This is a genomic window from Pseudomonas sp. 3-2 (assembly GCF_019710535.1).
Taxonomy (GTDB): Bacteria; Pseudomonadota; Gammaproteobacteria; order Pseudomonadales; family Pseudomonadaceae; genus Aquipseudomonas; species Aquipseudomonas pharyngis.
The window spans coordinates 2,814,032-2,837,597 of record NZ_CP081200.1; the positions used below are offsets into that span (position 1 = coordinate 2,814,032).

Genomic DNA, 23,566 nt, shown 5'->3' on the forward strand with positions numbered 1-23,566 from the left:
CCTAACAAAAAACGTGGTTATTATCCGCCGGCGCTTCGGGTCACAAACCCGGCGCCAGAAGATTGCCGTGTGTCTACAGACCCGGCAGTCGCAGCCGATCGGGACCACCCTGGCGCTGTCATCCCCGCGCAGGTTGTTCCTCGTCGTTGACCCTCAAATGGAAGTCGAGGTTTCAATTGGTCACGCGGTTTGCAATCGTCGATGCAATGAACGGGGCGACGTCTGTCGCCAACGATCCGGCCCACTTTCCAGTTGCCTGCGCCGACCGCGCGGCGGCGTTTTTCTCCAGCCTGTCTCCCCCCGAATTTCTCCGTGTGCCCGCGTTCAACGCGAGTCTGCACGCGCGCGCCGCGCCATCCTCCTGAATTCGAATGACCGTGCCGGCATCTGATGCCGGGGCCTGACTGGCGGGGCATTTCTGTCCCGGCCTGATCACAAAAATAAAGTAGTCATGGACGGTAGCCTCCGATGCTCGATAACACTTCCTTGCGTGGGACGAATCCCGCGCAGCCCGACGTTTGCTCCTTGAAACCGTTCGATGCAGACCTGTGCGTGCACGGCCTGTTTGAGGCGCAGGTGCTGCGCAACCCCGACGCCATCGCCGCACGCTGGCAGCAGGAGGCGCTCAGTTATCGTGAACTGAACACCCGCGCCAACCGGTTGGCCCATCAGCTGCGCAAACTCGGGGTCGGGCCAGACGTGCGGGTCGGGCTGTGTCTGGAGCGTTCGCTGGAGATGCTCATCGGCGTACTCGCGGTGCTCAAGGCCGGCGGCGCCTATGTGCCGCTGGACCCGGCATACCCGCAGGCGCGGCTGGCGCACATGCTGGCCGACAGCGCACCGCCGGTGGTGCTGACCCACGGCCAGGCGCGCGGTGTTTTGCGGGCAGCGCTCGAACAGTCGGCGACCACCCCGACGCTGCTGGATCTGGCCGACGCCAGTGATTGGGCTTCGCTCCCGGCTGACAACCCCGACCCTCAGGCGATTGGCCTGACACCCCGTCACCTGGCTTACGTGATCTACACCTCCGGTTCCACCGGCACCCCGAAAGGCGTGATGGTCGAGCATCGCGGGCTGGTTGCGGTGAGCGCTGACTGGGCGCAACTCTATGAGTTGGGCGAGCCGATCAACCACCTGCAAATGGCCGGTTTTTCCTTCGACGTGTTCAGCGCCGACCTGATCCGTGCACTGGGTTTTGGCGGCACGCTGGTGCTGTGTCCACGGGATACTTTGATGGACCCGCCGGCCCTGTATCGCCTGATGCATGACGCGCGCATCGGCTTTGCCGACTTCGTCCCGGCGCTGCTCAATCCACTGTTGGCGTGGGTCGAAGAGACCGGCCACGACCTGTCGTTCCTGCGCACCGTGGTCTGCGGCTCCGACATCTGGACCGCCCACAGCGCCCGGCAACTGCGCAAGCTCTGCGGCAGTCAGGTGCAAATCGTCCAGGCCTATGGCGTGACTGAAGCGAGCATCGACAGCACCTGTTTTGAATTCACCGAAAACAGCCAGATCGACGCGGTGTTGCCTATTGGCCGGGCACTGCCCAACACCCGGATTTACCTGCTTGACGCTGACGGCGTACCGGTTGCTGACGGGGGCGCCGGTGAGCTGTACATCGGTGGCGTCGGCGTGGCGCGCGGTTATCTGAACCTGCCGCAACTGACCGCCGAGCGTTTCATCGACAGCCCGTTCGTGGCGGGCGAGCGTCTGTATCGCACCGGCGATCTGGCGCGTTACCGGGCCGACGGCCAACTGGAATTCCTCGGCCGCAATGATTCCCAGGCCAAATTGCGCGGCTTGCGTCTGGAACTGGGGGAAATCGAAACCCGGTTGGCAGACATCCCGGGCATTCGCGAAAGTGTGGTGTTGCTGCGCCAGGACAGTCCCGGTGAACCGCGATTGGTCGCCTACTACTGCGAAAAACCAGAATCAACGCTGAGCCCGCGCGCGCTGCGTGAACAGCTGCAAAGCAGTCTGCCGGACTACATGGTGCCGACCGCTTTCGTGCGTCTCGATGCACTGCCGCTGACTGCCAACGGCAAGGTCGATCGCCCAAATCTGCCAGCGCCGGACGTCGAGGCGTTCGATCAGCAGGAATACCAGGCACCCGAAGGCTCGCTGGAAACCGCACTCGCCGCAATCTGGGCCGACGTCCTCGGCGTCGAGCAGGTCGGGCGCCAGGATCAGTTCTTCGCCCTCGGCGGTCACTCGCTGCTGGTGATGCGCGTGCTGGCGCAGGTTCGTCATGCGCTGGGGCTGGAAGTGGCGCCCTCGGCGCTGTTTGCCGCACCGGTTCTGGCGGCGTTCGCCGAACGGCTGCAAGCCAGTCAGGCGGCGGCTCGCCCGGCCATCACGGCCCTTGAACGCGCGGGCGCGCAAACGTTGTCGTCTGCTCAGCAGCGCCTGTGGTTTCTGGCACAAATGGAGGGTGGCAACGCTGCCTATCACATGCCGTTGAACCTGCGTTTGCGCGGTTCGCTGGACGTGCCGGCACTGGAACGCAGCTTCAATCAACTGGTGGCGCGTCATGCGGCGCTACGCACGACGTTCATTGCCGTTGAAGGGGAAGGGCGGCAATGGGTTTCGCCGCCTGCGCACAGTGTCCGGCTGACGGTGACTGACGTGCAGGGGCTCGATGCGCAAGAACGCCTGAGCCGCTTGATCGACGAGGAAGGCGCCAGACCCTTCGACCTGAGCCGGGGCCCGTTGATGCGGGTCAGCCTGCTGCGGCTGGCAGCGGACGACCATGTGTTGCTGCTGACCCAGCACCACATCATCTCTGACGGCTGGTCGATGGGCGTGCTCACCCGCGAGCTCGGTCAGCTGTACGCAGCGGCGTTGCTGGATCGCGACGATCCGCTACCGCCCTTGCCCGTGCAGTACGTGGATTACGCCGTGTGGCAAAAGCAGTGGCTGTCCGGCGACGTGCTGGAGCAGCAAAGCCGTTACTGGCGCGAAACCCTCAGCGGCGCGCCGGTGCTGCTGGAGTTGCCGACCGATCACAAGCGCCCGCCCGTGCAGAATTACCTCGGCGGCTTCGTCCCGCTGGTCTTCGACGCCGCTCTGACCGCACGCCTGAAAGCCCTGGGCATGCAGCAAGGCACCACGCTGTTCATGAATCTGCTGGCCGGTTTTTCACTGCTGCTGTCGCGTCTTTCCGGGCAAAGCGACGTGGTGATCGGCGTGCCGTCGGCCAACCGTCCACAGCAGGAACTGGAAGGGCTGATCGGTTTCTTCGTCAACACCCTCGCGCTGCGCATGACTCAGTCCGGGACGCCGTCCGTGGCGCAATGGCTGCAACAGGCGCGGCGAGTGGCGCTGGAGGCTCAGGAACATCAGGACCTGCCGTTCGAGCAAGTGGTGGAATTGCTCAACCCGCCGCGCAGCCTGGCCCACAGTCCGCTGTTCCAGGTGCTGTTTGCCTGGGAGCAGGATCAGGATTCCGATCTGCTGCTGACCGGGCTCGACGTTACGCCGGTCGAGAGCAGCCACCACGTGGCCAAGTTCGATCTGCAACTGGCACTCAGTGAGCGTGACGGGCAGATCGTCGGTGGCCTGGAATATGCCTCGGGGCTGTTCGAGCGCGGCACCGTCGAGCAGTTCGGCGAGTACCTGCGTCGGGTGCTGACGCAGATGGTCGAGGACAGCGAGCAGTCGCTGGCCGCGATCAAGCTGCTGAACGCCGAGCAACACCAGCAGATCGTTCACGACTGGAACCGTACCGCGCGCGATACCGCGTCACTGCCCGGTTGCGTGGCGCGCTTTAAAACCCTCGCCCGGGAAAATCCGGACGCCGTTGCGCTGCTCGCCGACCGTGAGCAAATGAGTTACGGCGAACTGAATCGCGCGGCCAACCGCCTAACGCATTACCTGATCGAACAAGGTGTCGGCCCCGAACATCGCGTCGGCCTGTGCCTGGAACGCTCGCCACAAATGGTCATCGGCCTGCTGGCGATCCTCAAGGCCGGCGCTGCGTACGTGCCGTTTGACCCGGCTTACCCGAGCGAGCGTCTGGCGTTCATGTTCAGCGATGCGGCGCCGACCTTGCTGCTGACGCAATCGAGCCTGATGGCCGGGCTGCCGGCCAACGAGGCGAAAATCTGCTGTCTGGACACCGACGCAGCGCAATGGGCACAACACCCGACGGATGATCCGCAGGTCACGGTGAGCCCGGACCACCTCGGCTACGTGCTCTACACCTCCGGCTCCACCGGACGCCCGAAAGGCGTGGCCCACAACCGTCGCGCGTTGGACAACCTGATCGCCTGGCAACTCGATCAGGGCATCGCACCGCAGCGCGTACTGCAATTCGCCTCGCTGAACTTCGACGTCTCGTTCCAGGAAATCTGCAGCACGCTGTGTCAGGGCGGCAGCCTGTTGCTGATGACCGAAGACAGCCGCAAGGACCTCGCCGCGTTGCGCCCGACCCTGGTGGCCGAAGGCGTGCAGCGGGCATTCCTGCCGTTCGCCGTGTTGCAGCAACTCGCCGGCCTGACCGAGGCCGATGCACCGATGCCGGCCGGTGGTTGCGAAATCATCACCGCCGGTGAAGCCCTGCAAATCAATGACGAGCTGCGTGGTTTTGTCCGTGGGCTCGGTGGCGCGCAACTGCACAATCAGTACGGGCCGACCGAAACCCATGTGGTCAGCCAGTTCAGCCTCGATTGCAACGAGGCCGAATCCTGGCCGGACGCGCCGCCCATCGGCCGTCCCATCGCCAACGCGCGGCTGTATGTGCTGGACGAATATCTGAATCCGGTGCCGGTCGGCGTGGCGGGTGAGTTGTACATCGCCGGCGCCTGCCTGGCCCGGGGCTACCTGAACCGCCCGGACCTGACCGCCGAACGCTTCCTGCCGGACCCGTTCAGTGCCGAGCCGGGCGCACGGATGTACCGCAGCGGCGACCTCGCGAAATTCCAGGCCGACGGCAACGTGCAATACGTGGGACGCATCGACCAACAGGTGAAATTGCGCGGCTTCCGCATCGAACTCGGCGAGATCGACAGCCTGTTGCATCAACAACCCGGTGTGCAGGAAGCCGCCGTGTTGCTGCGCGAAGACGTGGTCGGGGACAAGCGTCTGGTGGCCTATGTGGTCGGCACCGCGACCCCTGAATGCCTGCGTGCCGAACTGCAACGCCAGTTGCCCGAACACATGATCCCGAGTGCCTGGGTTCGCCTGTCGCAATTGCCGCTGACCCGCAACGGCAAGCTCGACCGCCAGGCGCTGCCGGCACCGGAACGCAGCGCCGGCGCGACTTACGAAGCGCCGCGCAACGACATTGAACGGCAAATGGCCGAGATCTGGGCCGAAGTGCTCAAGTGCGAGCGGGTTGGCATCCACGACAACTTCTTCGACCTCGGCGGCCATTCGCTGCTGGCGACGCGGATGATCTACGCGATCAACCAGCGCATGGGCGCGCAACTGTCCCTGAGCAGTCTGTTCCAGACTCCGGTGTTGCTGGATCTGGCGGCGCAGGTGTCGCGTGAAGAGCAAAGCGTTGAACCGGCATTTATCCAGATCGAGCCGGATCGCAGTAATCGACATGAACCGTTCCCTCTGACCGATATCCAGCAAGCCTACTGGTTCGGGCGCGAGGCCACGGTCAGCCTCGGTGGCGTCAGCGCTCACGGCTACGAAGAACTGCGCATTCCCGAGTTCGACGCCGAACGTTTCGAACACGCCTTGAATCGCATGATCCAGCGCCACGACATGCTGCGCGTGGTGTTCCTCAGCGACGGCACGCAACAAGTGCTGGCGCAGGTGCCGACCTATCGCATGCCTCGCAGCGATCTGCGCGGTTTACCCGCCGAAGAGGCGCAGCGCACGCTGGAAGCGACCCGCGAACGCCAGTCCCATCAGGTGCTGGATGCCAGTCGCTGGCCGCTGTTCGAGTTCAGCCTGTCGTTGCTCGATGACGGCATCACCCATTTGCACATCAGCCTCGACGCGCTGATCGTCGACGCCGCGAGCACGCAGATTCTCGCCCGCGAACTGATGGCGTTCTACGTCGATCCGAACCTGGAACTGGCGGCACCTGGCCTGACTTTCCGCGACTATGTGCTGGCCGAACAACAGCTGCGCAATGGCCGCCGTTACGAGCAGGCGCTGGGCTACTGGCGTGAGCGGGTGACCACTCTGGCCCCGGCGCCGGACCTGCCGCTGGTACGCCAGCCGGAAAGCATCGCCAACCCGCACTTCACCCGCCGCGACCGCGACATGTCGGCGGCGCAGTGGACGCGGCTCAAAGCCGTGGCCAAACAGTTTGCCGTGACGCCATCGGTGATGCTGCTGACCGCGTTCAGCGAAGTGCTGGCGCTGTGGAGCCGCACCCCACGTTTCACCCTGAGCCTGCCGCTGTTCAACCGCATGCCGCTGCACCCGGATGTCGATGAAATCATTGGCGACTTCACCTCGCTGGTGCTGCTGGAGGTCGGTATCGACGGTTCGCAGAGTTTCACCGACAAGGCCCGCGCGGTGCAGGCGCAACTGTGGCGCGACATCGACCATTCGGTGGTCAGCGGTGTGCGGGTACTGCGCGAATTGTCCCAGGCCCGGGGCGTGCAGCAGACGGCGATGCCGATCGTGTTCAACAGCACGCTCTCGGAGGCGGCGCCGGAGCTGGCCGAATTCAACCTCGCCGACGCGTTGAACGCCCGGCACATGCACAGCATCACCCAGACCCCGCAAGTGTGGCTCGACCACACGTTGCTGGAGCTGGAAGGGCGCCTGCTGTTCAACTGGGACAGCATCGACGAACTGTTCCCGCAAGGCATGATCGAGCAGATGTTCGTCGCCTATAACACCCTGCTCGACAGCCTCTGCGAGCCGGCAGCCTGGGGCGCAAACACGCCGCAACTGCTGCCGCAGGCACGCTTGCCGGCACCGGTCGACAATCAGCAAACCCTGCCGCTGATGCACGAACTGTTCGAACGTCAGGCCCTCGCCACACCGGATGCACTGGCGGTGATTGGTACGCGGCAACTGACGTACGCCCAGCTTCGTTTTGAGGCCCGACAACTCGGCGCCCGACTGCAAGCGCAGGGCGTGCTGCCGAACCGCTTGGTCGCGGTGGTGATGGAGCGCGGCTGGGAGCAGGTGGTCGCAACGCTGGCGATTCTGTATGCCGGCGGCGCTTACCTGCCTATCGAGCCGACGCAACCGGCGGAACGGCTGCGGCATATTCTGGAACGGGCCGAGGCGAGTCTGGCCCTGACCCAACCGGCGCTGCTCGAAAAAATCGAATGGCCGGCGCAAGTCACGACCATTGCCGTGACCGATGAAGTTTCAAACGATGGACTGCTGCAACCGGTGCAGGTGAGCGAAAGCGACCTCGCTTACGTGATCTACACCTCGGGCTCCACCGGCCAGCCGAAAGGCGTGGTGATCGACCATCGCGGTGCGGTCAACACTTTGCTCGACATCAATCGGCGCTTTGCCGTAGGCCCGACTGACCGGGTATTGGCGATCTCGTCGCTGAGTTTCGACCTGTCGGTCTACGACTTCTTCGGCACGTTGGCGGTGGGCGCGGCGGTGGTCATCCTCGAACCGCAACTGTCACTCGATCCGGCGCACTGGCTCGAATTGATCAAGCGTCATCAGGTCAGCCTGTGGAACTCGGTGCCGGCGCTGCTCGGCATGCTGGTCGAGTACGTAGAGGGCGAGGGCGGCACGTTGCCCGCCAGCCTGCGGGTGGTGATGCTGTCCGGTGACTGGATTCCATTGACCCTGCCCGAGCGGGCCTGGGCCTTGCAGCCGGATTTGCAACTGATCAGCTTGGGCGGTGCCACCGAAGCGTCGATCTGGTCGATCTGTTACCCGGTACAGCACGTCGACCCGGCGTGGCGCAGCATTCCCTACGGCAAGGCCCTCGATCATCAGCGTTTCTATGTGCTGGACGAAGCGCTGCAAGTGCGCCCGACCTGGGTCGCGGGGCAGCTGTACATCGGCGGTATCGGCCTGGCGAAAGGTTACTGGCGCGATGAAAAACTCAGCGCCGGCAGTTTCTTCGATCATCCACTGACCGGCGAGCGGCTGTATCGCACGGGCGACCTGGGACGCTTGCTGCCGGACGGCAACATCGAATTCCTCGGTCGCGAAGACAATCAGGTCAAGGTCCAGGGCTATCGCATCGAGCTGGGCGAGATCGAAGCCGCGCTCAATCGCCATCCCGGCGTGCAGAGCGCGGTGGTGCGGATTCTGGGCAGCACGCTGGGCGAGAAGCGCCTGGCGGGTTATGTGCTCAAGGCCGATCCGGCGTTGCAGGCCAGCGATTTCAGCGCGTACCTGAGCGACAAACTGCCGGCCTACATGATTCCGCCGTCGTTCACCTTTGTTGAAGCGTGGCCGTTGTCGTCCAACGGCAAGGTCGACAAGAAACGCCTGCCGGAACCGGAGCAGATCGAGGAACAAGGGCCGGCGCTCGAAGTCGAGGGCCCGCAGGAACAGCGGCTGGTGGAGATCGTGCAGGACGTGCTCAAGCGCGATTCCATTGCCGCCAACGCCAATCTGCTGAACCTCGGCGCAACGTCGATCGATATCGTCAGGATCAGCAACGCGTTGTCCGGCGCCTTGCAGTTCCGCCCGCACGTGGCGCAATTGCTGGCCCAACCGACGCTGCTGCATTTGCTTGGCATGTACCGCCAGAACCGGGCGCGGCAGGATCTGCTCGGCAACGTGCAGCAGGCTCCGGAGCCCGCGCAGGACATGATCGAAGATCCCCAGCAGCGGGCGCAGTTCAAGGCTGAACAGCGCGGACGCCGCGACTTCGCTCAGACCCTGCCGGCGCTGGCGCTGGACCTGCCGCAAGACCCGGCCTTCGCCCGACGTTTGAGCGATTACCGCTCGGTGCGTCAATACGATCGGCAACCGATCGCCACCCAGGCCTTCGCGCACGTACTGGCAGCGCTGGCCCAGGGGCAACTCGACGGCGAAGTGAAATACCAGTTCCCGTCGGCGGGCGGGCTGTACCCGATTCAGGCCTACCTCTACATCAAAGCGGATCGCGTGCTCGGCGTGCCCGGCGGCGCGTATTACTACGATCCCCGCCAGCATCGTCTGCTGGCGCTCCAGAGCGGAGCGCTCGACCCGGACACTTACGACTATTTCGTCAACCGTCCGGTGTACGAGAACGCCGCGTTCTCGCTGTTTTTCATCGCCGACATGGCGGCGATTCGTCCGTTGTACGGCGAGCGCAGCCGCGACTTCTGCCACATCGAAAGCGGCGCCATGGCCCAGTTGCTGAGCATGACCGCCGTCGAGCACGGCCTGGGCCTGTGCGGCATCGGTTCGGTCGAGGAACAACAACTGAAGACGCTGTTCGACCTCGGGCCGAGCCATGAATTGATCTACTCGATGATCGGCGGCCTGCGCACGGCCGATGAACAACACCGCGCGCCAGTCGAGGTGTTTGCCAGCGAGCCTGCGACCGCCAGCCTGGACGATGAAGACATGGAGGAGTTCGAAGTATGAATGCCGATCAATTGCTGGCGTTGTTCGCTCGCCATGGCGTGGTGCTCGAGGTGGACGGTGACAGGCTGCGCTGCAAGGCGCCGCGCGGGTTTCTCACCGAAGAACTGACCCTGGCGCTCAAACGTCACAAACAGGAACTGATCGCCTTGCTCGGCGGGCACGATGACGCGGCGATTCCCCGCCGATCCGGCACGCACACGTCCTGGCCGTTGTCCTTCTCGCAGCGGCAACTGTGGTTTCTCGATCAACTGGAACCCGGCAGCCCGTTCTACAACGTGCCGACGGCGGTAACGCTGAAAGGGCAGTTGGACGTCGTGCAGCTGGAGCGGGCGCTGAACCAACTGGTGGCCCGCCACGAAGTCCTGCGCACGACGTTTTGCCGCGTCGACGGTGAACCGCGTCAGGTGGTGCACCCGTCGATGCCGCTGTCGTTGTCGGTGACGGATCTGCGCCAATTGCCTGCCGACGAGCGTGAGCAACAGGTGCGATTCGCCGTCGAACAGGATGCCCGGGCGCCGTTCGATCTGGCCAGCGGGCCGCTGCTGCGGGCGTCGTTACTGCGCGTGGCCGACGATGAATACCTGTGGCTTTACAGCGTGCATCACATCATCGCCGACGGCTGGTCGATGGGCGTGATCCTGCACGAAGTCGCCACGCTGTACGGCGATTATCTGCGTGGCGAAACCCCGACGCTTGCGCCGTTGCCGGTGCAATACGCTGACTACGCCTGTTGGCAGCAACAGCGCGTCGGCGGTGCGGCGCTGGACGCTCAGCTCGATTACTGGCGCCGTAACCTGGACGACGCGCCGCTGTTGTCGACCTTACCCGCCGACCGGCCGCGACCGCTGGTGCAGCGTTATGTCGGCGCCACGTTCAGTTCCTCGGTCGATGGCGGCACCTTGCGTGAACTCACGGCGCTGGCCCGGCAGACCCAGGGCACTCTGTTCAACGTGCTGCTGGGCGCATTGGCGGTGCTGCTGTGGCGCCACAGCGGTCAGCAGGACCTGTGCATCGGCACGCCGTTCGCCAACCGCAATCGCCCGGAAGTCGAGCCGCTGATCGGTCATTTCGTCAATACGCTGGTGCTGCGTCAGCGCCTGAATCCGCAGCAGACCTTCGCCGAGCTGTTGCGTGAAGTCCGGGGCCAGATGCTCGACGTCCACGCCCATCAGGACGTGCCGTTCGACAGCGTGGTCGAGGCAGTCAACCCGCCGCGCGATCCCGGTCATTCGCCGTTGTTCCAGGTGATGCTGGTGCTGCAGAACACCCCGGGCAACGCAGTGCAGATGCCTGGCCTGGAACTGGCGCCGTACGGCACCAGCAGTGCCACGGCCAAGTTCGATCTGGCATTCGAATGGGTCGAGCGGGATGGGCGGCTGGACCTGCTGGTGGAATACAACACCGACCTCTACGACGTTGCGACCATTCAACGCCTGAGCGGGCACTACCGTCACTTGCTCGAGCAGATCGCCGCCGACGCCAAGCAACCGATCAATGCCTTGCCGTTGATGAACGAGGCTGAGCGCCAGCAGGTGCTGGTGGACTTCAACCGCGCCGCACCGCTGACGCAAGCGACGCCCTGCGTGCATCAACTGGTTGAAGCGCAGGCCGCGAGCAACCCTCAGGCCTGCGCAGTGGTCTTCGAGGGCGAATCCCTGAGCTACGCCGAGCTCAATGCCCAAGCCAATCGGCTGGCGCGGCACTTGCGCACCTTGGGCGTTGGCCCGGACGTGCGCGTGGCGGTGTGCATCGAGCGCTCGCTGGAGTTGCCGGTTGCGTTGCTGGCGGTGCTCAAGGCCGGCGGCGCTTACGTGCCGCTGGATCCGGATTATCCGCTGGGGCGCCTGAGTCATATGCTCGGCGACAGCACGCCGGCGGTGCTGCTGACCCTCGGCTCGGCGCACGGGATTTTGCGCCAAACCGTGCAAGGCTCGACCTGGGAAGCGCCGATTCTCGACCTCGAACAAGATGCCGCGAGCTGGGCGTCGTTGGCGGCCGACAATCTTGATCCGCGCCATGTCGGCGTCACCCCGGACCATCTCGCCTACGTGATCTACACCTCCGGCACCACCGGGTTGCCCAAGGGCGCGATGGTCGCCCACCGTGGCTTGAGCAATCTGCTGCTGTGGTGTTTGCAGGTCTGCGGCGAAGCAGGGGCGATGCTGCACAAGATCCCGTTCGGTTTCGATGCTTCGGCCTGGGAGACCTTCTGGCCGTTGGCAACCGGCGGGCGATTGGTTATTGCGCGACCCGGCGGGCATTACGAACCAGCCTATCTGGCGCGCGAGGTGCGCGAACGGAAGGTCACGGCGCTGGTGTTCGTGCCGGCGATGTTGCAGCTGTTTCTGGAAGTCGACGAGGTCAGTCAGTGTGTGTCGCTGACCGATGTGTTCAGCGGCGGCGGTGAGCTGCCGCCAGCCCTGGCGCGGCGTTTTCAGGAGCGTCTGCCCCAGGCGCGGCTGCACAACGTCTACGGCCCGACCGAAACCACGGTGATCAACAGCATCTGGACCCTGGAGCCCGGCGCCGAGGTGCCGGCCCGGCAATTGCCGATCGGTCGGCCGATTGCCAACAACCGTTTTTACGTGCTCGATGACCACGACCAGCCGGTGCCGGTGGGTGTGAGCGGGCATCTGCACATAGGCGGCGTCGGTGTGGCCCGCGGTTATCTGGGGCTGGCGCAGCTCAGTGCCGAGCGCTTTATCGACAACCCCTTTGTCGTGGGGGATCGGCTCTATCGCAGCGGCGATCTGGCGCGCTACCGCCCGGACGGTCAGCTGGAATTTCTCGGTCGCAACGATTTTCAGGTCAAGTTGCGCGGCGTGCGCCTGGAACTGGGCGAAATCGAAGCCCGGCTCGAAGCATTTCCCGGTATCCGCAGCGCCGTGGTGCTGATGGTCGGCGAAGCGGCGCAGGATCAACGATTGGTGGCCTGTTGCGTGCTGGCCGAACCCGTGGACGAAGCAGCGGTGCACGCCCATCTGGCGACAACCTTGCCCAGAGCGGTGATCCCCGGCAGCTATCTGTGGCTCGAAGCGCTACCGCTGACCGCCAACGGCAAGGTTGATCGCGCCGCGCTGACAGCGTTGGCAGACGAAGAGATGATCAACCGTCAGGTCAACCTGAGCAGCCCGCGCGATCACATCGAGCTGGCGCTGTACCAGATCTGGAAAAGCCTGTTGCTGGCGCCGCAGATCGGCATTCGCGACAACTTCTTCAATGTCGGCGGCACCTCCATCGCCGCGATCAAAATGGCCCATGAAATCAGCCAGCAGTTCGCGGTCGAAGTGCCGGTGCGCGTGGTGCTCAGCTACCCGACCATCGAAGCCTTGGGCGGCTGGCTGCGGGTCGGGGCGAATCCGGCGTTGGCCCAGAGCAACCTGATCGAGTTCCGTCGCGGCAGCGGTCAGCACAACGTGGTGTGCATTCACCCGGCGGGCGGTACGGCGTTCTGTTACCTGTCGCTGGCCAAGGTGCTGCCGGATGAAACCGGCGTGTACGGGGTGCAATCGCCGGGGCTGAATCCGGGGGAGAGCACCGAGCCGACGGTCGAAGCGATGGCCGAGGCTTACTTGCGCCAGATCGAACCGCTGACGGAGCAACCGCTGATCCTCACCGGGCTGTCGTTCGGCGGCCTGGTGGCCTATGAAATGGCGCGGCGGTTGACGGCGGCGGGGCATCGTCAGGTGACGGTGGTGCTGCTCGACACCCAGGGCAGCGACGATCCGGGTTTCCGCGAACAGATCGGCACCGTGGACATGGCCGAGTTTCGCGACAAACTGGTGCGTTTCAACGGCATGTACCCCGGCATCGATGACGCCCAGGTCGAACGCTATTTCAACATCTACAACCACAACCGCCTGGCCATGGCCGCCTATGAGTGCGCGCCGCGCGCCGGCCGCGTGGTGCTGATTCAGGCGCGGGAAGATTTCAGCCGCCATCAATTGCATGAACTGCGCGGCTTCTGGCGTCGCCGCGCGGGCAGCGGCTATCTGGCGAAACTGGTCAGCGGCGGGCACTGGGACATGCTTGAAAGCGCGGAAATCCACCGGGTCTCGCAAATCATCCGTCGGGAGCTGCAACGCTTCGACGCGCAGGAGGCGAAATGATGAGTGCGTCCAATGACAGGCCATTGCTCGCGCGTTTTGCCGAGCAAGTGGCGGGTAATCCGCAAGCCTCGGCGGTGATCGATCAATCGGTCACGCTGACTTACGCCGAACTGGCCAGCGCCAGCGAGCGCATCGCCCGAGGGTTGCTGGCGCGCGGCGTCGAGCCCGGCCAGTCGCTGGCGTTGTGCATGCCGCGTTCATGGCAATGGCTGGCGGCGATTATCGGTGCGTTGAAGGTCGGTGCGGTGGTGGTGCCGCTGGATCGGGCGAGCCCGCGCAAACGTCGGGAGTTGATGCTGGCGGATGCGGCGTGTGTCGGCCTGATTACCCTGGATGAAGAGCCGCTGTGGTCGCCGTCACTGTGGCAAACCAGCGTCGAGGCCTTGCTCGATCAGCCGGACGCTCCGCCGCAAACACTGGCCGAAGACTTTGCCGAGGTGATGTTCCTGTTCTACACCTCGGGCACCACCGGCACGCCAAAAGCGGTCGAGGTTGGCGAGCGTGGCTTGTTGCGGTTGGCGCACACCGACGGCTATATCGAGATTCGCCCGACGGACCGCTTCGCCTGCCTGTCCAACCCGGCGTTCGATGCGTGCAGTTTCGAACTGTGGGCGCCGCTGCTCAATGGCGGTTGCTGCGTGATGATCGCCGACGAGGACGTGCTGGACGCGCGTCGACTGGCTGAGGTGCTGGAGCGCACCCAGGTCGACAATCTGTTCATGACCGTGTCGCTGTTCAACACGTTGATTGCCGAGTGGCCGTCGTGCTTTTCCAGCATGCGTCAGGTGCTGATCGGCGGTGAGCAGATCAGCGCTGCCGCCGTGCGCGGCTGGTATCGGGCCAACCCTGAGAGCCGCTGCCGGATCTTCAACGTCTACGGCCCCACCGAATGCACCACGTTTGCCCTGTGCTGGCCGATCAGCCGCGATTTTGCCGGTGACTCGGCGCCTATTGGCCGACCGTTGCCGGATACCGGCGTGCAGGTGCTGGATGAGCAGCAACGCCCGGTGCCGGCGGGCGAGGTCGGCGAGCTGTATTTGAGTGGCAGCGGTGTCGCCCGTGGCTACCGCAACCGGCGCGAAGAAACTGCTCGCCAGTTCGTCCGTTTGCCCGACCTCGACGGTGGCGCGCAGGTGCATTACCGCACCGGTGATCTGGTGCGACGCAATGCAGAAGGCTTGATCGAGTACCTGGGGCGGGTCGACCGGCAGGTGAAGATTCGCGGCTTCCGGATCGAACCGGGGGAGGTGGAGCAACGGATCCTGGAGCATCCGGGCGTGGCGCAGGTGTACGTCTGCACCCGGCGTCAGGCGGCTGAAGATCATCAGTTGCTGGCGTTCATCGTGCCGCGCGGGGATCTGGACTATCACGCCTTCGAAAACCATCTGCGGGCACAACTGGCGCCGTATATGCGGCCGCATCAGCTGTTCCTGCTGGAGCGCCTGCCGCTGACGGCCAATGGCAAGATCGATCGTGATGGCTTGCTGGCCCAAGGGTTGAGTCCGTGGCATCCAGTCCTGGCGGCTACGGATAACGAAAACGCTTCACCGGCGCTGGACTGGTTGCTGAGTCAGGCCCGCTCGCTGCTCGGCCAACCGGCTCTGAGCGCGCAGGACGACTGGCTGGGCAGTGGCGGCGATTCGCTCAAGGCGCTGCGCCTGCGTTCGGCGATTCGTGTCCACTGGCAGCGAGAGATCGCCATCGATACGTTGCTCAACGAGCCTTTCTCGTCATTGGCCGCACAACTGAGCGGTGAGACGAACGGCGAGTCGATTTACCCACCCGCGCCTCCGATCAGCAGCGCCAGACGCCTGCCGGCCACCGCCGAACAGCGCCGCCTGTGGCTGTTGCAACAACGCTCGCCGACCTCGACCGCCTACAGCGTGCCGCTGATTCTGCATCTGGCGGCAGGTGTCGAAGTTGCGGCACTGGCCGAGGCTTTGGGGCGTCTGGTGCAGCGTCATCCGGGATTGCGCACGGCATTCGCGGCGGGTGCCGACGGACTCGATCAAGTAATCGCCGAGCAGGGGCCGACCTGTCGCACCTTCGCGGTCGGGCATTTCACCGAGGACAACTGGCAGGCTTTCGCCGAGCTGGTGTTCGCCGCGCCGTTCGATTTGACCACCCCGAAGCTGTTTCAGGCCTGGCTGTTGCCGTTCGCCGATGGCAGCTGCCGGCTGTTGCTGAACCTGCATCACATCATCGTCGATGGCTGGTCGGTGAACCTGTTGTTCGATGACCTGACGCAGCTTTACGCCGATGCCCTGCAAGGCCGCGACAGCCTGCAACCGGCCGCCCGATTGACGACGCTGGAGTTTGGCCAGTGGCAGCGTCAGTGGAGCGTCGATCCGCATTATCGCGACCAGCGCCGCGCCCTCGCCGAATTGCATCGCCGTCAGGAAGAACCGTCGCCTGCATTGATGCCAATGCGCGAGATCAGCCCCGACGCCCGGTTGCACCGCGAACCCTTGGGCACCCTGCGCAGTGCGGCCCTCGAGCGCTTTTGCACCCAACAACGGCTGACCCGTTTCGAAGTGCTGTTCAGTGTCTTCGCCTGGAGCCTGTACGCCCTGACCGGGTGCGAGCGGCCACGGATCGCCAGCCCGGTGGCCAACCGGCCACTGGCGGAGTTCGAAGACACCGTCGGCATGTTTGCCAACACCGTGCTGATCCCCACTGCCGTTGAAAACCCATTGACCCTGAGCGAGCAGTTGCGCAAACAGACCGCCACCGTGCGCGAAGTGCTGGCGTTGCAGGACGTGGCGCTGGCGGATCTGGTGGAAGACCTGCGGCTGTCGTCGAGCCCCTCGTTGTTCGACTTCATGTTCGTGCTGGAAAACACTGACTACGCCGCACTGGCCGACTCAAACCTGCGCGCCACGCTGGCATTCAACGAGCAGTTACATGCCAAGTGCCCGTTGACGTTGTTGATGGTGGGCAGCGGTTCGCAGCTGGAATGCTGGTGGGAATATCAGTGCAGCTATTTCGATGCCGAACAGATGCGGGCGTTGAACGCGCTGTTCCGCCGGGGTCTGGATCTGTTGCTGGAAAACCCGGCGGCCAACTTCAACGATTTGCTCGGCCCGTATCGACATGGTTTGCCACCGGCCAGCGAAGGTCCGCAGACTGCGCTGCCGTTCAACACACTGGCGGACGGGTTCGAGCATCAAGTGCTTTGCACGCCGGAGGCGGTCGCGCTGGTTCAAGGCCAGCAGCGCCTCAACTACAGCGAGCTGAATGCGCTGGCCGATGCTCTGGCGGCAAACCTGATCGAGCGCCATCCGTTGCCGGCCGGGAACGCGCCGTTGCATGTCGTGCTGTTCCTCGATGCCTCGGTGGAGCACATTGTCGCCTTGCTGGCCCTGGCCAAACTCAACCTGACCGCCGTGCCGCTGGATCCCGCCTATCCGGTGGCGATCCAGCGTCAGGTGCTGGAGCAGGCGCAGCCGCTTTGTGTGCTGTTCAGCGACGCGACCAAGGCTGCACTGGATGACCTGAACGCCGGACGATTCGCCACCCATCGGGTTGATCTGCGCGCCGATGCCGGAACATTCGAGCGTCCACGCCACGCCGGCGAACGGCCGCTGTACACGCTGTTCACCTCCGGATCGACCGGCACGCCCAAAGGGGTGCAAGTGTCCGAGCGAACCCTGTGCAACCTGCTGCAATGGCAGCGCACCGAAGGGCAGTTGCCGGCGAAAGCGGTGACACTGCAGTTCTCGATGCTGTCGTTCGATGTGTCGTTCCAGGAGATTTTCAGCACCCTGTGCGGCGGCGGTTGCTATCACCTGATCACGCCGCGCTGGCGTCAGGATGCCGAGGCGTTGCTGGATTACATGGTCGAGGCGCGAATCGAGCGCCTGTTCCTGCCGTACGTGGCGTTGCAGCATCTGGCGCAAACCGCCGTGACTCGGGGCATTTACCTGTTGGCGTTGCGCGAGGTGATCACGGCCGGCGAGCAATTGCTCTGCACCGATGCGCTGCGCAACTGGTTCGACGGCATGCCACAGGCGTCGCTGTTCAACCACTATGGCCCGACCGAAACCCACGTGGTCAGTGCCTTGCGCCTGCCGCCCGTGGCGCGGAACTGGCCACTGCGCGCGCCGATCGGCCATGCCGTCGGCAATGCGCGGTTGCTGCTGGTGGATGAACACGACCGCCCGGTGCCCAACGGCTCTCGCGGCTATCTGCTGGTGGCCGGGCCGATGGTTGCCCGCTGTTATCTGGCCGATCCTGCCCTGAACGCCGCACGGTTTGTCGAGCTGGCAGACGACTGTTTGTACTACCGCACCGGCGATCTGGCGTGGGCCGATGCCCAAGGCTGCCTGCATTACCTGGGGCGTGACGATCAGCAGATCAAACTCAGCGGCCATCGTCTGGAGCTGGGGCAGATCGAGGCGGCACTGATGCAGATGCCGGAAGTGGTCAACGCGGTGGTGGCGGTGCAGGCCGATCCGCCCCGGTTGATCGCCTGGCTGCAACTCGAAGGCGAACCTCCAACGTCGCAAGCGCTGGATCGTCAGGTCGCGCAGCTGCTGCCGGCCCATGTGCGAATCGATGAATACCGGCGGATCGACCTCTGGCCACGCACCCCCAGCGGCAAGATCGACCGCAAGGCTTTGCCGAACCTGGGCGAGGCGCTGGAGCGGCGCAGCACGCCACAACCGGTTGTTCAACTGAGCGCACTGGAACGGCAACTCAGCGAGTTGTTCCAGGGTGTGATCGGCCGTGACATCGAGCCGGAGCAGACCTTCTTCGAGGCCGGCGCCACCAGCCTCGGCCTCATGCGTTTGCATGGTCGTTACGCCGAAGAACTGCCGCACAAGGTGACGATGGCCGACCTGTTCGAACACGTCACGGTGCGGCGTCTGGCGGCGCATCTGTCGACCGCGCCAGTGGCAGCGGTGCAGCAGGTACGGCAAACCGATGCTGGTCATCAGCCGATGGCGATCATCGGCATGGCGGTCAATGTGGCCGGGGCGCAGAACCTGTCCGAGTTCTGGGCCATGGTGCAAGGCAATGAGCTGGGCATCGAGCACTTTGCTGCCGAAGAAGGCCTGGTCGGTGCCCGCAGCCAACTGGCGGGCATGCTCGATTTCGATCCCGAGTACTTCGGCATCAGCCGCCAGGAAGCGCGCCTGATGGACCCGCAACAGCGGCATCTGCTGATGGCCTGCGTACAGGCCCTGCAACACGCGGCCATCGTTCCGTCGGCGGACGGTCCGCGCATCGGCCTGATCGCCAGTTGCGGCGAAACCACGTACTTCCAGCAAATGCTGCGCGAAACCGCCGACGACGATCTGCCGGACGGTTTTCAACTGGCGCTGCATCACGACAAGGATTTTCTGGCGACCAAAGCCGCGTATCACCTGGACCTCAACGGTCCGGCCCTCAGCGTGCAAGCCGCTTGCGGCAGCTCATTGATCGCCGTGCACCTGGCCAGTTCGATGCTGCGGCAGGGCGACAGCGACGTGATGCTCGCGGCCGGGGTGCTGATCGACCCGACCCTGACCGAGGGCTACCGGCATCGCTCGCAGCACATCTTTTCCGCCGACGGTCTGTGCCGTCCGTTCAGCGACGACGCCAGCGGCACCCTCGGTGCCAGTGGCTACGGCGTGGTGGTGCTCAAGCCGCTGGCCAGGGCGCGGGCCGATGGTGACCGGATCTATGCGCTGCTCGAAGGCTCGGCGTTGAACAATGACGGTCGGGCCAAGATGAGTTACACCGCACCGTCGGTGGCCGGGCAGAGCGCGGTCATTCGCGATGCCTTGAGTCGGGCCGGATTGACTGGTGCCGACATTGGCTACATCGAGGCCCACGGCACCGGCACCTTGCTCGGCGATCCGATCGAAGTCGCGGCGTTGACCAAGGCTTTCGGCGATGCGCCGGCCGGCCAATGTGCGCTGGCCTCGGTGAAAAGCCAGATCGGTCATCTGGGCGCGGCGGCGGGGGTCGTCGGGCTGATTCGCGCCAGTCTCGCGGTGTTCCATGGCGTGCTGCCGCCGAACCTCGGTTTTGGCCGGATCAACCCGCAGATCGATCTGCAGCATTCGCCGTTCTACGTGCCGACCACGTCCCGGCCATGGCCGCAAGGGCGGCGGCGACTGGCCGGTGTCAGCAGTTTCGGGATTGGCGGGACCAATGCGCATGTCATCGTCGGCGCTGCGCCCACGGCGCAGGAAACGGTCGAGGAAACATTGCCGCTGCTGATGATCTCGGCCCATAGCCGGGCGGAGTTGCTGCGCGATATCGCGGCGATTCGCGAATACCTGCACGCGAACCCGGAACAGCAGACTGCATTGCTGCGGCACTTGCAGTCAGGTCGTCGGCAGCTGCGCTGGCGCTTCGCGATGGTCTGCCGGTCGGGTGATGACATTCCATCGCAGCCGACAGCGATCAAGGAAGTCACGGTCTCAAGCGCGCAGGTGATCGCCCGTGATCAATCGCCGCAGGCGCTGCTGGACGCCTGGTACGAAGGCGCGAATATCCAGTGGCCGCAGCGCTCGGCACCGCCGCCCTGGGATTTGCCGCCGTCGTCGTTCGATCTTCAGCCGTATCGTTTCCAGACTCCCGTGGCTAACCAACCTGCTGCGCCAGCCCTTGAGCGGCAACCGCTGGCGGACTGGTTCCACCAGCGCCAGTGGGTGCGCACCCGGCGATTGAGCGCGACAGCGACGGCGGAATCCCGTGAGGTGCTGATTCTGTGCAGCCCTGAAACGCCGGAATCGACCTTGCTGGCGAGCCTGAACACTGTGTACCGACGCGTCATTCACGTGCGTGCCGGCAATGGCTTCAAACGCCTGAGCGCGGATCGTTTCGAACTTGATCCGCTGGACACTGAATCACTCAACCGCTTGCTCACCGAGGTTGCAGAACCTGAACTCGGCGAACTCGACTGGCTGCATGCCTTGCCGCTGGCGGTGTCGGGCGCGGTCAACGAGCAATCGCTGGATCTGGCGCAGTGGGCTTGTCTGGACTCGGTCTGTGCGCTGATGCAGGTCTGGGGGCAAACACCGCGCACGACACGGCTGCGCTTGTGGTTGATCTCATGGCAGGCGTGTCCGTTGGACGGCGAGGTTCAGCGTCCGGAGCTGGCGGCGCTGGCCGGCATCACCGAAGTGGTGCCGCAGGAATACCCGGTGCGTTGCCACTGGCTGGATTTGCCGTCGTCGCGAATCGAAGCGCAGGCCGGCGGGTTGGCAGCGTTGCTTGCCGATCCGGTTTCATTGCCTCGGCGAATGGCAGTGCGCGACGGTTACCTGTGGCAGCCACGCTTGCTGCCTCAGCCTTTGAACGGCCCGGCAACGACGTCTCTTTTACCGGAAGATGGAACATTCCTCGTGCTGGGCGGCAGCGGCGGCATCGGCCGAACCCTGTGCGAACACCTGCTACAGGCACCCGCGCGCCGTGTGGTGCTGATCTCGCGCCAAGGGCAATTGCCTGAGTCGCTGGTGGCGTACACGTCGCGGATCGACTGCATCAAAGCAGACATCGCCGACCTGTCGCACTGGCCGCAGATTCTCGATCAACTGGCCGTTCGCTACGCTCGCCTGAGCGGTGTGATTCATGCGGCGGGCGTCGGTGCGGGCAGCCTGATTCGCCACCGCGATGCCCGGCAAATGGCCGAGGCGATGGCCGCCAAGACTCGCGGCATGCTGGCGGTCGAAGCCTTGATCGAGCACCTGAAGCCGGGTTTTGTCCTCTATTGCTCTTCAATGTCGGCACTGTTCGGCGGCGCGGGGCATCTGGACTACGCGGCGGCCAGCGGAGTGCTCGACGGCTTCACCCACTATCGCCCGAACCCCGCCGACACTTGCTTGCGACTGGGGATCAACTGGGACATCTGGCGCGACATCGGCATGGCCACCACCAGCAACGGCGGGGACACCGCACATCTGGAGCATCTGACGGTCGGTCTGTCGGCAGAAGAGGGCTGTCGGGTGTTCGATCTGGCGATGGCGACGCAGTTGCCGCAGCTGCTGATCTCCACCACCGGCATCGACACGGCGCGGCGGTTTTATCCGGTTCGCCATGGTGCCGTGGCCGCCCCGATCGAGGCGCCGAAGGGCGTGGATCTGTCGGCGCGCTTGCGTGAGTGTCTGTGCAAGTGGCTCGGTGTGACGGAGCTGGAGGACGACGATTCGCTGTACGACCTGGGCGCGGACTCGCTGACGCTGCTCGATCTGATCGATGAACTGCAAGCAGCCACCGGTGAGGTGTTCCAGCTGTCGCAATTCAGCCACAAGGTCAGCCTGAGCGAGGTGCTGGGGCTGGTCTCGACCGCCACGGTTGAAGAGGCGTCCGGCGTAACACAGCAGGGCTGGCGCGACGCAGTGCGGATCGATCAATGGCATGCCGGTGCCGGCCGCGACTGGCTGTACCTGATCCACCCGGTGGGCGGCGATGTTCAGGCCTATCGGGAACTGGTCTCGGGGCTGCCGGCGGAGCTGGGCGTGTGCGTGATCGCCGACCCGGCGCTGCGTCTGCCGCAGTTGCCGAACGTCAGCGTGGAGGAACGTGCACGCTGGTATCTGGCGGCGATCAAGGAGCATCTTCCGCACGGCAGCACTTGGCGCCTTGCAGGGTGGTCCTTCGGAGCATGGGTGGCGCAGGCGCTGTGTCATCAGGCCCAGGTCGACGGCTTCAGGCAGCCGTTGTTGTACCTGATCGACCCGCCCGCGCCGGATGCCGGTGCGCAACTGGCCGGCATCGACGAGCAGACCATCGAGCAGGTGTTCCAGCGCGAGTTCGCCCAGCGCTGGCCGGCGGTCGAAGGGCAGGGCATGGCCGAAGAACGGCAGGCCTATCTGCAACGGCTGACGGTGTGTTGCCGCAATAACATGACCAGCATGATCGACTTCCAGCCGCCGGCGCTGACGAGCACAGTGGTGCGGTTGTTCAGCGCCGGGCACGCCAATCCTTACGGGCTGGGCAATGCCTGGAATCCGGATGACCTGCAACGCAACTGGCAGGCCTTGCTGCCGCAATTGCGCAGCTGGCAAACCCTCGACACCGATCACTACGGCATCGTGGCGGGCCGTTGGGCGCGGTTGCTGGCCGAAGTCATCGGTACGGATGAGCCTTCGCCATGAATGAACCAATTTCTATACCGAAATGGTGGCTGGCCTTGACCAAGGTGTTGTGTGAAGCCGAGCCGGACGAGGCCTTGCGTCTGCGCTTGAGCCGATTCCACGGGCAGGTGCCGTTTCAGCTGTTTCATCTCTGGCAGGCCGAGGTGGTCATGCCGATGCTCTGCGAAGCCGTGCCGGAGCATCAGCAGGCGTTGCTTGCGTTGCAAAGCCTGCATCAGCGGGCGGCGCTCGGCGTGATCGGGCGTCAGGGCGAATGGCGGGCCACGCTCAAACCGGTGTTGCTGGCGCTGTATCGCAAGGCTTATGCCTATGACGCGGCGTACGCCAAGGCCCACGCCAGTGCGCTGACCTACGGCCTCGCACCGGCCAACACCGCCATGATTGCCGAGCACTTCGGCGATGCCGAGGCGTTCGCCGAGTACTACGCGCAACTCAATACCGAGGCCGCTGCCACCGCGTTTGCCCAGGCTCATGCCAGCGCCAACGCCGAGGTGTCGGCCCGGGCTTTCGCGGCCGACGATGCAGACACCTGCGCTCAGGTCTGCGGGGCGTCGGTGCGGGTTTACGTCGGGGCCTGCGCTTCGAGCGACGAACAGCGGCAGGCCGCACTCAACCATCTCGCCGCCGGGCTCGACCGAAGCCTGGCCACGCTGCAATCCCGTTCAACAGGAGAACGACATGAATGACGCACAACTGCAATTCGATGTGGTGATCAACGCTCAGGGTCAGTATTCCCTGTGGCCGGCGGGCAAGCCGATGGCCAGCGGCTGGAGCGAGGCGGGGATGCGCGGCGAACGCCAAATCTGTCTGGATTACATCAACGAACACTGGATCGACATGCGCCCGCGTTCGCTACGCGAACAGTCATCAGCGTCGTTCCAATAAAAAGGG

5 protein-coding genes are annotated in these 23,566 nt (G+C 64.5%); all 5 read left to right on the forward strand.

All coding sequences use genetic code 11. The annotated features are described in order from the left end of the window. The first annotated feature begins 468 nt into the window (after positions 1-468). Genes K3819_RS12710 through K3819_RS12730 form a run of 5 tightly spaced genes read left to right on the forward strand, consistent with a single transcriptional unit; the run spans position 469 to position 23,560 of the window. On the forward strand, positions 469-9,474 hold the full coding sequence (locus K3819_RS12710) for a non-ribosomal peptide synthetase (protein ID WP_221399442.1): 9,006 nt from the start codon (positions 469-471) through the stop codon (positions 9,472-9,474). After that, on the forward strand, positions 9,471-13,583 hold the full coding sequence (locus K3819_RS12715; RefSeq protein ID WP_221399443.1) for a non-ribosomal peptide synthetase: 4,113 nt from the start codon (positions 9,471-9,473) through the stop codon (positions 13,581-13,583). Before K3819_RS12710 ends, K3819_RS12715 begins: the two co-directional genes overlap by 4 nt. Next, positions 13,580-22,675 (forward strand): non-ribosomal peptide synthetase, encoded by a 9,096-nt coding sequence (locus tag K3819_RS12720; protein WP_221399444.1) that lies wholly within the window; start codon positions 13,580-13,582, stop codon positions 22,673-22,675. The genes K3819_RS12715 and K3819_RS12720 overlap by 4 nt, the downstream gene beginning before the upstream one ends. Next, on the forward strand, positions 22,672-23,361 hold the full coding sequence (locus K3819_RS12725; protein WP_221399445.1) for a hypothetical protein: 690 nt from the start codon (positions 22,672-22,674) through the stop codon (positions 23,359-23,361). Before K3819_RS12720 ends, K3819_RS12725 begins: the two co-directional genes overlap by 4 nt. Then, entirely contained in the window at positions 23,354-23,560 is a 207-nt protein-coding gene (locus K3819_RS12730) for an MbtH family NRPS accessory protein (protein ID WP_007958563.1), read from the forward strand. The genes K3819_RS12725 and K3819_RS12730 overlap by 8 nt, the downstream gene beginning before the upstream one ends. The last annotated feature ends 6 nt before the right edge of the window (positions 23,561-23,566 follow it).